Below are 10,827 nucleotides of genomic sequence, written 5' to 3'. Positions count from 1 at the left end.
GTGGCGGTATAGGTCGCGCCATAACCGATGCTCTCGCCGCGCGGCAGATTACGCACCTGCAGGATCGGGGCTTCCAGCGTGGCGACGGCCCGGATCCTGGCGTCGGGCACACCGGTCGGGCCACCGCCATAGAGGCTGATGCCTGGACGGGCCTGGTCGAAGGCGTAGTCCGGTCCCAGGAAGATCCCGGCTGAATTGGCCAGGCTCCTGCGGGCCTGCGGGAACAGCGCAGCGGCCTCGGTGAAGCGCTCGAGCTGCTGCCGGTTCAGCGGGTGATCCGGCGTGTCGGCGCAGGCCAGATGGCTGAGCACCTGAACGATTTCGACATGCTTGAGCCGGTCCATCGCGCCGAGCAGGACCTTGATCTCCTCCAGGCGCAGGCCCAGGCGGTTCATGCCGGTATCGATGTGCAGGCTGGCCGCCCGTCGCCCGTCGCGGGCGTGGCTGTTCCAGGCTTCGATCTGGGGCAGGCTGTTGAGGACAGGCTTGAGATCGGCGGCCTCGAGCGCTGCCGCCGAGCCGGGTGTCGCGCCGTCGAGAACGTGGATGTCGGCCGGTCGGTCGCCCAGGCTAGCGCGCAGGGCGAGCCCCTCGGAAAGCCGGGCGACATAGAAGCTGCGTGCGCCCTCCTGCCAGAGCCGGTCGGCGACGCGTGCCGCCCCCAGCCCATAGCCGTCCGCCTTGACCGCCGGCGCAATCTCGGCCCCGCCGGCCGCCGACTTCAGCGCGGCATAGTTGGAAGCCAGGGCGTCGAGGTCGATCGTCAGGCGAGCGTCTTGGAGGTCGGTCACTTGGGCTTTGCAATCCGGTGAAGCGAGCCCCGGGCGTAGCGGAGCAGGCCCGGCATTTCCAGCTAGAACAGTCCGCGATGGGTCGTAAGAAACACCGAGACGAGGTTTTCAAAACCCGAGGCGGTGATCTGGACACCGATACAGAGCAGCAGGAAGGCGACCAGCCGTGACATCACCCGCGCTCCGGACTGTCCGAGTAGCCGCGTGACACGGTCCGAGGCGCTGTAGAGCAGCCATACCAGAACCGCGACCCCGGCCGCTGCGACGCCGGCTCCGAGGAAAAAAGCGGTCGCGCTACCTTCGGCAGGGCGCTGCGACGACAGGGCGATGGCCACAGAAATCGATCCCGGACCGGTCGTGAAGGGCATGGTCATCGGGAAGAAGGCGATGTCCTCGTGGTCCTTTGCCGGTTCGGTGTGGCTGGTCTTGCGGTCCTCCTGCTCCTGCGGATCCATCAGCAGGCTCCACGCGCGAATGCCGACCACCAGACCGCCGGCCACCCGCAGGGCCCCGAGGCTGACACCGAAGAAGTTGAGGATGTAGCCGCCCAGCAGCAGCGACCCCAGCAGAACGAGAAAGGCATAGAAGCCGATGGTGCGCGCGAGGCTCTGCCGGTCGGCCCGGCTGCGGCTGCCCATGGCCTGATCGAAGATCAGCGACGCCCCGACCGGATTGACGATCGAGAACAGGGCCGGGAAGGCCAGCAGGAAGGCTCCGACGAAGCTCGAGACGGGCAGGGGGCTGAAGTCCACGGTCCTGGCCTATTCGTCCGAAGGAATGTTCCGGGCCTGGGCGAAATAGTGGTCGCGCGCCAGATTGCCGAAACGGGTGGTGTCGCTGTTGAAGGACAGACGCACGGTGCCGATCGGGCCGTGGCGTTGCTTGGCGATGATCACCTCGGCGAGGCCCTGCAGGCGGTCCATGTCCTCCTGCCAGGTCAGGTGTTCGGGCGTGCCTTCGCGCGGCTCGGCCCGGCCGACATAGTAGGACTCACGATAGACGAACCAGACCATGTCGGCGTCCTGCTCGATCGAGCCGGATTCACGAAGGTCCGACAGCTGCGGCCGCTTGTCTTCCCGCTGCTCGACCTGACGCGAGAGCTGCGACAGGGCGATAACCGGGCAGCCCAGTTCCTTAGCCAGGGCCTTGAGGCCCATGGTGATCTGGCTGACTTCCTGCACGCGGTTGGCGTTTGAGCCGAGGTCCGACCCCGTGACCAGTTGCAGGTAGTCGACGACCACAAGGTCGAGGCCGACCTGGCGCTTCAGGCGTCTCGCCCGCGCCGTCAGCTTGGCAATCGAGATACCGCCGGTGGCGTCGATATAGAGGGGGGCTTCCTGAAGCTCCATGGCCGCATCGCGCACCCGCCCGAACTCGGAGGCATCGATCTCGCCCTTGCGGAGCCGGTCGCCCGAAACGCCTGAGGCGTCAGCGAGCATACGCAGGGCCAGCTGTTCGGCACTCATTTCGAGGGAGTAGAAGGCCACGACCCCGCCCTGGACGGTCTTCTTGGTGCCGTCCGGCTGGATTTCGTAGGCATATTTGCGGGCGATGTTGAAGGCGATGTTGGTGGCCAGAGCCGTCTTGCCCATCGACGGTCGACCGGCCAGGACCACGAGGTCGGACGGGTGCAGGCCGCCGATCTTCTGGTCGAGATCAACCAGATCGGTGGCCACGCCGGACATGCCGCCGTCGCGGCTGTAGGCCTCGGCGGTCATCTCGACCGCGCCGCGCAGGGCGTCACCGAAGCTGACGAACCCCGACGAGGCCGTGCCGCTTTCGGCCAGGGTGTAGAGTTGCTGTTCAGCCGCTTCGATCTGGTCGCGGGCCGGCTTGTTCTCGTCGCCGCCGCCGTGGGCCACGCTGGCAATCTCGCCGCCGATCCGGATCAGGTCGCGGCGGAGGGCTAGATCGAAGACCGCCCGGGCATAGTCGCCGACATTGGCGGCCGGCGGCGCGCGATCGACGAGGTCGGCCAGGTAGCGAAGGCCGCCCAGTTCCTCGAAGGCCGGGTCCTTCTTGAACTCGTCGGCCAGCAGGATCGGTTCGGCCAGCTGGCCCTTGCGGATATGGGTCTCGATCGACTGGAAGAGCCGCTGGTGGAAGGGCTCGTAGAAGTGCCTGCCATTCAGGGCGTCGGTCAGCCGCTCATAGGCCGCGTTGTCATAGAGCAGCACGCCGAGCAGGGCCTGCTCGGCTTCCAGGTTGTGCGGAGCCACCGCGATGGTGATGTCCTGGAAGGGCGGACGCAGGTCGAGGGCTGGGACGATAGACATCCCTATAGGTTAACGCGGGCTGCGGTCTCGCGCGCGTGCGCCTTTGTCGCGGCTCCGAGATCGATGTGGATGTTTTATGTATGTTCCAGGCCGAAGCCCAGGCAGCAAAAAGGCGCGGGGATGGCTCCCCGCGCCTTGCTCCGACAGGTGTCGGGGCTGTTACCAGGTCAGGCTGATGCGGCTGTAGACAAACCGGCCGTTGAAGCCGAACGGCGAGAAGCTCGACCACGGATTGCCGCCGCTGGTGTTCAGGTTCGGCGGCACCTGGTCGGGATACTGGTCGAACAGGTTGTCGGCACCGACCGAGACCGTCAGGTTGTCGCCCAGACGGCGGCGGCCTTCCAGGTCCACCAGACCCTGCACGCCGGTCCGCCAGTCACCGCTGCCGTCAGCTGCGGTCCCGGGGGCCAGGACATTGCCGTAGAAGCTGGTCCGCAGGGTCGCCCCCCACTGGTCCTTGGTCCAGTCGCCCTGCAGGGTGACCTTCTGGCGGGGCGTACCCTTTTCAAAGCGCAGGGTGGCCTGGCGGGCAAACAGCGACACCGGCGTGGGCAGGACACTGGTCGATGGCGTCCGCTTGACCGAGAGGTCGTTGACATTGGCCGCAGCGGTCAGGTCGAAGGTGCCGGCCTGCTCGTCGACGATCCGGTAGCGGGCCACGACATCGAGGCCCACGGTCTTGGTGTCGACGCCGTTGGTGAAGAAGCGTCCGGCCGAGGCTCCGTAGGGCGACAGTAGGTCAAACACCACCCGGGCATTGGTGCCGGTCGCGGCCGTGGCGCTGCCGGTCAGGGTCTCGGTCAGGACGATCCGGTTGTCGATGTCGATGCGATAGGCATCGACCGTCAGCTCGAAGGGACCCTTGTGGTAGACGCCGCCGAGCGAGAAGTTTTTGGACTTCTCGGCCTCGAGGGGCTTGCCCCCGAGGGCCTTGCCGATGGTGCTGACCGACGGGAAGGTGCCGGTCTCGAACGGCACGGCCGTGGTGATCCCGCCCAACGTCTGGTTGATGTAGAGGATCGAGGTGGCGGTGAAATACTGCTGCTGCAGGCTGGGGGCCCGGAAGCCGGTCGAAGCCGCACCGCGGATCGCGAAGGCCGGTGTAAAGTCGTAGCGGCCCGACAGCTTCCAGCTCGTATTGGTGCCGAAGTCGGAATAGTCCTCATAGCGGATGGCCGCCGAGGTCGTCAGCTTGTCGGTGACCTTGCCTTCCAGGTCCAGATAGACCCCGACGGCATTGCGATCGACATCCACCTCATTGCTGGGGGTGAAGCCGGTGAAGCCGCGCGAGCCGAACGCCAGGGTCGGCGACACGGTGCCCCGGGCATAGGAGGCGACCTCGCCGGCATTGATCTGGAAGGTCTCCTTGCGGGCCTCAAGACCGAAGGCGACGTTCAGCGGGCCGGCCAGACCGACCTCGACCTCGCGGCTGACATCCACGCCGAGGGCCAGTTGGTCATAGTTCAGGCCACCGGCCTTGAAGCGGGTCGGCGAGGTGGGGCCATACGAGGGGTTCAGGGTGTTCTTGACCCCGAAGTCGATGTCATTGCTGCCATAGACGAGGTTCGCGTCGATCTTGAAGCCGTTCCAGTCGCCGCGCAGGCCTCCGGCGGCGGTGACGTCCTCGGTATTGGTCGTGATCAGCGGCAGGTAGCCGTTCGGATAGACGCTGGGGATGTTCTGGGTCGCGTCGGTCGGCAGGCGGTAGGTGGCCGAGGCCTCGGCGTCGCGCTGCTGATAGCCGTACCAGCCATAGGCTTCCCAGCTCTCGCCGATCGGCTTGCCGGCATTGGCATAGAAGGTCACGTCGGTCACTTCGGGATCGCCGAAGCGCGAGGTGATGCGCAGCGGCGTGACGCGGCGGTCGATGTCACTGCGGTTGGTGAAGTCGCGGTCGCGATATTCAGCCGACAGGGTCAGGAAGCCGTCCGCGCCGAGCTTGAGGCCCTGCCAGCCGGCGACGGTGACGGTCTGGCCGTCGGTGATCTTGCGCTTCTCGCCGGTCTGCAGCCCCCGGAACTCGGTGACATACTGGCCGGCGGTCACCGTTGCGCCGCCGCCGTGGTCGGCTTCGCGCAGGCGCAGGTTGACGACCCCGGCGATGGCGTCCGAGCCGTACTGGGCGGCTGCGCCGTCGCGGAGGACTTCGATGCGGTCAAGCGCCACCGACGGGATGGCGTTGAGATCGACTGCGGCCGAACCGCGCCCGACCGAGCCGTTCACATTGATCAGGGCACTGGTGTGGCGGCGCGTGCCGTTGACGAGCACCAGGGTCTGGTCCGGGCCCTGGCCGCGCAGCACGGCGGGGCGGACCGAGTCTGTACCATCGGTGTTCGACGGGCGCGGGAAGGTGATCGACGGCACGGTGGCCGACAGGGCCGCGGCCAGTTCGGTGGTGCCGCGCTGCTGCAGGGTCTTGGCGGTGACGACATCGACGGGGGCCAGGGTGTCGAGACGCGAGCGTCCCACGACCCGGGTGCCCGTGACGATCACTTCGTCGACGGCGACGGAGTCATTGCCGCCGGCCGGGGCCGCGGTCTGGGCGTGGGCGACGCCCGAGAGGGCGGCCGCCGAGGCTGCCGCCAGCAGAAGAGTTCGGTAGTTCATGGATCTATCCCCTCAGTGAAGACCGGGGGCGATGACCGCTCTTGTCCCGGCTGAGGCCGGCCTTGGCCATCCTCGAGACTACAGATGGGGCGCGCGGGTGGTGCCTACAAGCTAAGCATTTCTACGGCAAAATGCAGAAAAAAACGGCGCGGATTGCTCCGCGCCGTTTCAATCGTCACCGATCCGTTATGGATCAGGCTTCGTAGTGGTCGCCTTCGAACGAACCGGCGCCACCGGCGGCCATGTCCGAGGCCGCTTCGGCGTCAGCCGCGCGGTCTTCTTCGAATTGAGCGGCGACGACGTCTTCACCGCGCGACTGGCGCTCGGCTTCGTCGGCGCTGCGTGCGATGTTGAGCGTGACCGTGACGGTCACTTCAGCATGCAGCTTCACCTTCACTTCGTGAACGCCCAGCGTCTTGATCGGCTTGTCCAGAACGATCATCGAGCGATCGACCTTGCCGCCTTCGGCCTTGATGGCGTCGGCGACGTCGCGACCCGCGACCGAACCGTACAGCTGGCCGCTTTCGCCAGCCTGACGGATCATCACGTATTGCGTACCGTCGAGGGTTTCGCCGTTGGCGCCCGCGGCTTCGCGGTTCTTGACGTTACGGGCTTCGATTTCAGCGCGCTGAACCTCGAAGGCCTTCATGTTGGCGTTGTTGGCGCGCAGGGCCTTGTGGCGGGGCAGAAGGAAGTTACGGGCAAAGCCGTCCTTCACAGTGACCACGTCGCCAAGGACGCCGGTGCCGTCAACGCGTTCGAGCAGAATGACTTTCATCGTGGGGTCTCCCTTACTTCACGACGTAGGGGAGCAGAGCCAGGAAGCGGGCGCGCTTGATGGCCTTGGCCAGTTCGCGTTGCTTCTTGGCCGACACCGCGGTGATGCGCGAGGGCACGATCTTGCCACGTTCGGAAACGTAGCGCTGGAGCAGCTTCACGTCCTTGTAGTCGATCTTCGGCGCGTTGGCGCCGGAGAACGGGCACACCTTGCGGCGGCGGAAGAACGGGCGGCGGGCACCGCCGGCAGCGGGCGCGCCGGCTTCGGGAGCGGTCGTATCGGTCATGATCTTTCTTCTCCCTTACGCGGCGGCGAAGTCGTCGCGCGGACGGTCCGAACGCTCGGGGCGCTCGCTGCGTTCGCGGTCACGACGGGCCAGAACCGGCGACAGTTCCAGGTCCAGCTCTTCCACGCGGATGGTCATGAAGCGCAGAACGTCTTCATTGATCAGCAGCTGGCGCTCGACTTCCTTGACCGCCGGCGCCGGAGCGTCGATGGCGAGCAGGGAATAGTGGCCCTTGCGGTTCTTCTTGATGCGGTAGGTGAGGTTACGCAGGCCCCAGTATTCGATCTTGGCGATGTGACCGCCGCCTTCTTCGATCAGGGCTTTGATTTGCTCGTTCAGAGCTTCGGCCTGTTGCGGCGAGATATCCTGCCGCGCGATGACCACGTGTTCGTAGAACGCCATGTTTTCCTTCTTCCGGCTGGGAGGGCGGCGCGATCGACGGCGGAAGTCCGACGATTACGATGGTTCCAGAGCGCCGAGCGGGAAATCCCGTACCCGTGAGGGCTGCGCCAAAGACCGCCATCCGTGAGAACGCGCGCTACTACAGGAGAAGCTTCGCAAAGACAAGGTTTCATCGGGGCTGCCATGCCATCGGGCACTGCGGGGACGTTCGGGCCCGAAAGCGCGGCACGGGACTTCAAGCAGCCTTCGACCGTTGTGGTCGGGACAGCTTAAGCTTGTGGCGCGTCCGGTCTGTGATAGGAAGAGGCCCATGTTGACCAGCGCTGTCATTCGCGCCGGTGTGGCGTTTGCGCTTCTCGCAGCTGTGTCGGGAACGGCCGCCGCCCAGGTGATCCAGAAGCCGGACCTCGCGGTCTCGGCCAACGACGGTCGTTTCACCGGTTATTCCGCGGCCCTGCCGGTCGATATTTCCAGCGACACCGAAAGCGCCCGGCTGACGGCCAAGGTGGCCGGAACGCTGGAAAGCCCGACCTATGATCTCGATCTCAACCTGATCCAGAAGCCCGACGAGGCGCGGGTGGGCAAGCGCGCCCTGGCCCTTGGAGCCTCCTGGAATGATCGTGAGGCCCGGTTCCGGTCTTCGATGTCCAAGGCCTTCGGCTTCGGTCTGCTGCCGCGCGCCAACTATGTCAGCGTCTCGATGGACATGAACGCCAGTCAGGTGATCGCCGTCCCCGGTCAGATCCCGGTGGCACGGGCCAATGTGCGCTCGGCGCTCACCCTCGACGGCAAGCCGGTCGGTTCGATCGCCCTCGGCGGCGGCACGACCGGCGACGAGGGGGTGGACCTCAGCGTGACCCGCCCCTTCGACATCCCGGCAGAGTTCACCGTCAGCCTGCGCGCCGCCAACATCAACGGCCAGGACTGGCGCCTCCAGGACGGCCGCTTCATGGTCAAGCTGGTGAAGGCGAACTGGTAGCCACCGGTTTACGGGCCGTGGCCGCAGCGAAGCGTTCCAGATACTGCGGGTGCTCGGTGCCCATCCAGTGATCCCACCAGGTGAAGTAAAGCCCGTAGTTGTAGCCCGCCTGCGCATGATGCAGGTCGTGGTGTGTCACCGTCGTCAGCCAGGGCAGCAGCGGGCGACCATCGCCGCGGGCCGGGAACAGTTCATAGCCGCTATGGCCCAGCGTGTTACGCGCGATCTGGTGCAGGACAAACAGGCCCACAACCGGCCACTGGGTCGGGATCAGCATCATCCAGAGCGGCACGAACAGCGCATTGAGGGCCGCTTCTCCGAGGTCAAAGCTGTAGGCGGTAAAGGGCGAGGGATTGTTCGACCGGTGATGGCGGCGATGAAAGCGACGGAACAGGCGACGGTCATGGATCAGCCGGTGCGTCCAGTAGAACCAGGCATCATGGCCGATCACCATCAGGACGAGGCTGGTCCAGAACCAGACCGGCCCCAGACCCCTGGCGATGTAGGGACCCGGCATCCAGCCCGCCCGAAACAGCGCAAAGCTCACCAGTCCGATGGTTGAGAAGATCATCACCGAGCGGATCGAGCACAGGAACTCGATCACGAGCTGGGATGCCGGCGGCTGGGTCGGCCGGATCTTGCGGCCGGCCAGCGGGCGGGCCAGCACCACCCAGAGAACGAGCCAGACCCCGATTGCGAAGATCGCATAGCGCAGGACGTCGGCCTGGGTGGCCTGCAGCCAGTTCAGGGCATAGGGCTTCAGGGTCATTAGGTTCATCGTCGGCTCCTCCAGTGGGTAGGGGCAGAGGAGCGGCTTGCCGACGACGGGTCTCGCCGAAACCGGAACTCAGGCCGAGGTCTTCGAATTCGGCGGACGCTTGCCGCTTTCGACCAGCCGAAGATGTACGGGGCTGGCCGCTGCGGCGGTCTGGCGCCATGCGGTCGGCGTTGCGCCGGTCGCCGCGCGGAACGCCCTGTTGAACGGTCCCAGCGACGCAAACCCCAGTTCGTAGGCAATGGTCGAGACCGGCTTGAGGGCCAGTTCGGGATCGCCGAGGGCCTGTTTGGCCGCCTCGATCCGGCGGCCGTTGACATAGTCTGCGAAGTTGCGGTGGCCGAGCACACCGTTGATCAGCTTGCGCAGCCTGTGTTCCGGGGCCCCGACCAGGGCCGCCAGGGTGCCGATCGACAGGTCCTCACCGCGCCAGACCTCGGCCTCGTTCATGGCCCGGTCCAGACGCGCCAGGACCAGACGGTCTGCCGGGCTGAGGTCGAGGGTCTCGGATTTCGGGTTTGAGCCTCCCTCGGTAACGGGGCGTGGCGCTTCGACCAGAACCGGCTCGACCCGCAGGAGGGCCACGGCGGTCATCAACCCGAGTACCGCCAGGCAAAGGCCCTGGAGCAGTGTCGCGTTCAGAACCGGCCCCACCCCGGGGAGCCCGAAATTGCAGATTCCCTGGACCAGAACATAGCCTGCAGCCATGGCGGCGATCGGGGCACGAAGCCGCCGGCGCTGATCGACCAGGTCATCGCGCCAGCCGTGCCAGGCCACCAGCAGGACATGTCCGACCAGCCCCAGGGTCATCAGACCGAAACCCCGCCAGAGCCAGACGGCGACCTCGTGGGAGACGACCAGGGTCAGCAGCCAGATGCCGAGGCTGACCAGGGCGGGCAGCGCCTTCCAGGGGGTCAGAAGCGGCTCGTCCTCGAAAAGGCCGAGCGCAAAGAGCCAGAACAGGCCGGTGCCGGTGACCGACAATCCCCAGGCCAGCAGGCTGGGGTGGGCATCGCCGTAGGCGCTGTCAAAAACGTGAGCGATGGCGCTGACAAAGAACAGCACGCTGACCCAGCGAACGGGGGCCAGACGACGGCTGGCGGCCATGGCAGCCGCCGTGGCGGCGAAGGTGCCGGCGGCGATACCGCGCGCCACACCGTCAAGCAGGACAGGATCGGTCATGACCGATCTTCGCTGCCAGCCCTGCGCCCCTCAAGGCCCAAGGCTGGCCGATTTCGAAATTGGCTCGTCGAACCTATTTCGCTGCCTTGTAGGCCTTCACGGCCTCCATGGTCTTGCTGACGTGCCCGGCGAAGTTGCCGTCGGTATAGGCCATCAGGATCTTGCTGTCGGGAGCGATCACATAGGAGGTCCGGTTCGACCAGCCGCCGGGCACCGGCAGGGCCACGTCATAGGATTTGATCATCTCCTTGCTGGCCGCGGCGACGGCGAACTTGTCGCGGCAGTGCTCCTTCGAGAAGTCCTTGATCTTGTCGACATTCCCCGCCGTGACGCCGATCACGGTCGCGCCCAGCTTTTCAAAATCAGGCGTGGCTTCGGCAAACTCATGGGCTTCAGCCGTGCAGCCCGAGGTATAGGCGGCCGGGAAGAAATAGAGCACCACCGGCCCCTTCTTGAGGGCCTTGGACAGGGTGAAGCTGAAATCCTTGCCGGCGAGGGCCCCTGGCGCGGTGAAGTCGGGGGCCTTGTCCCCGGGCTTGAGGGCGGCGAGGGCGGGCGTGGCGGCGAGCACGGCAAGGGCCGCGAGGCCGGCGGTCAGGCGGTTCATGGGATGCTCCTGAGGTTCTGGTCGGCCCAGCTACGGGCGGCCGGGCAATCTGGACGCACGGCTCTCTGGAAAGCAAGCTCGCCCGGCCAGGGTGGTGGCTTTGTCCGCCCTGCACTTGCCGGGACCAAGGCTTTCCCATAACCC

At 66.2% G+C, this 10,827-nt stretch carries 11 protein-coding genes; 1 reads left to right on the top strand and 10 read right to left on the bottom strand.

Going from position 1 to position 10,827, the window contains the following annotated elements; translation table 11 throughout:
- The 7 genes from alr to rpsF all read right to left on the bottom strand — a co-directional run.
- A partial coding sequence (gene alr / locus DBR10_RS18545) for an alanine racemase (RefSeq protein WP_233243489.1) occupies positions 1 to 791 on the bottom strand: 791 nt, incomplete at its 3' end.
- A 62-nt stretch (positions 792 to 853) separates the two neighbouring features.
- Positions 854 to 1,543 carry a MarC family protein gene (locus DBR10_RS18540; RefSeq protein WP_108504567.1) on the bottom strand — a complete coding sequence of 230 codons (690 nt, stop codon included), beginning with the start codon at positions 1,541 to 1,543 and terminating at the stop codon, positions 854 to 856.
- Positions 1,544 to 1,552: 9 nt separating this feature from the next.
- Positions 1,553 to 3,073: a replicative DNA helicase gene (locus DBR10_RS18535; RefSeq protein WP_108504568.1), complete on the bottom strand. Its 1,521-nt coding sequence runs from the start codon at positions 3,071 to 3,073 to the stop codon at positions 1,553 to 1,555.
- Positions 3,074 to 3,226: 153 nt separating this feature from the next.
- Positions 3,227 to 5,674 (bottom strand): TonB-dependent receptor plug domain-containing protein, encoded by a 2,448-nt coding sequence (locus tag DBR10_RS18530; protein WP_108504569.1) that lies wholly within the window; start codon positions 5,672 to 5,674, stop codon positions 3,227 to 3,229.
- Positions 5,675 to 5,867: 193 nt separating this feature from the next.
- A complete protein-coding gene (gene rplI, locus DBR10_RS18525; RefSeq protein ID WP_108504570.1) occupies positions 5,868 to 6,452 on the bottom strand; it encodes a 50S ribosomal protein L9 in 585 nt (194 codons plus the stop codon).
- A gap of 13 nt (positions 6,453 to 6,465) precedes the next feature.
- On the bottom strand, positions 6,466 to 6,738 hold the full coding sequence (gene rpsR / locus DBR10_RS18520; RefSeq protein ID WP_108504571.1) for a 30S ribosomal protein S18: 273 nt from the start codon (positions 6,736 to 6,738) through the stop codon (positions 6,466 to 6,468).
- A 15-nt stretch (positions 6,739 to 6,753) separates the two neighbouring features.
- A complete protein-coding gene (rpsF, locus tag DBR10_RS18515) occupies positions 6,754 to 7,140 on the bottom strand; it encodes a 30S ribosomal protein S6 (protein ID WP_062146221.1) in 387 nt (128 codons plus the stop codon).
- A 310-nt stretch (positions 7,141 to 7,450) separates the two neighbouring features.
- On the opposite strand from rpsF, the gene DBR10_RS18510 reads away from it, so the two are divergent.
- Positions 7,451 to 8,119, top strand: coding sequence for a hypothetical protein (locus tag DBR10_RS18510; protein WP_108504572.1), 669 nt, complete (start codon positions 7,451 to 7,453; stop codon positions 8,117 to 8,119).
- Here DBR10_RS18510 and DBR10_RS18505 read toward each other — a convergent pair.
- The 3 genes from DBR10_RS18505 to DBR10_RS18495 all read right to left on the bottom strand — a co-directional run bounded on the left by DBR10_RS18505 (position 8,094) and on the right by DBR10_RS18495 (position 10,683).
- Positions 8,094 to 8,888: a sterol desaturase family protein gene (locus DBR10_RS18505; RefSeq protein ID WP_199223495.1), complete on the bottom strand. Its 795-nt coding sequence runs from the start codon at positions 8,886 to 8,888 to the stop codon at positions 8,094 to 8,096. The genes DBR10_RS18510 and DBR10_RS18505 overlap by 26 nt on opposite strands.
- Before the next feature lie 78 nt (positions 8,889 to 8,966).
- Positions 8,967 to 10,076: a helix-turn-helix domain-containing protein gene (locus DBR10_RS18500; RefSeq protein ID WP_108504574.1), complete on the bottom strand. Its 1,110-nt coding sequence runs from the start codon at positions 10,074 to 10,076 to the stop codon at positions 8,967 to 8,969.
- Between the two features lie 73 nt (positions 10,077 to 10,149).
- The gene (locus tag DBR10_RS18495; RefSeq protein ID WP_108504575.1) at positions 10,150 to 10,683 is read right to left on the bottom strand and encodes a peroxiredoxin; all 534 of its coding nucleotides are present in this window, start codon (positions 10,681 to 10,683) and stop codon (positions 10,150 to 10,152) included.
- Between the last annotated feature and the right edge of the window lie 144 nt (positions 10,684 to 10,827).

It is taken from the genome of Caulobacter sp. HMWF025, from assembly GCF_003060965.1.
Lineage (GTDB): Bacteria > Pseudomonadota > Alphaproteobacteria > Caulobacterales > Caulobacteraceae > Caulobacter.
The sequence above is the reverse complement of the archived record's forward strand: the minus strand, read 5'-3'. Positions and strand labels throughout refer to the sequence as shown.

Bases quoted from the DNA above. Each gene is read 5' to 3' on its own strand.
- DBR10_RS18530 (WP_108504569.1), bottom strand. From the start codon at position 5,674: ATGAACTACCGAACTCTTCTGCTGGCGGCAGCCTCGGCGGCCGCCCTC.
- rplI (WP_108504570.1), bottom strand. From the start codon at position 6,452: ATGAAAGTCATTCTGCTCGAACGCGTTGACGGCACCGGCGTCCTTGGC.
- rpsR (WP_108504571.1), bottom strand. From the start codon at position 6,738: ATGACCGATACGACCGCTCCCGAAGCCGGCGCGCCCGCTGCCGGCGGT.
- rpsF (WP_062146221.1), bottom strand. From the start codon at position 7,140: ATGGCGTTCTACGAACACGTGGTCATCGCGCGGCAGGATATCTCGCCG.
- DBR10_RS18510 (WP_108504572.1), top strand. From the start codon at position 7,451: ATGTTGACCAGCGCTGTCATTCGCGCCGGTGTGGCGTTTGCGCTTCTC.
- DBR10_RS18505 (WP_199223495.1), bottom strand. From the start codon at position 8,888: ATGACCCTGAAGCCCTATGCCCTGAACTGGCTGCAGGCCACCCAGGCC.
- DBR10_RS18500 (WP_108504574.1), bottom strand. From the start codon at position 10,076: ATGACCGATCCTGTCCTGCTTGACGGTGTGGCGCGCGGTATCGCCGCC.
- DBR10_RS18495 (WP_108504575.1), bottom strand. From the start codon at position 10,683: ATGAACCGCCTGACCGCCGGCCTCGCGGCCCTTGCCGTGCTCGCCGCC.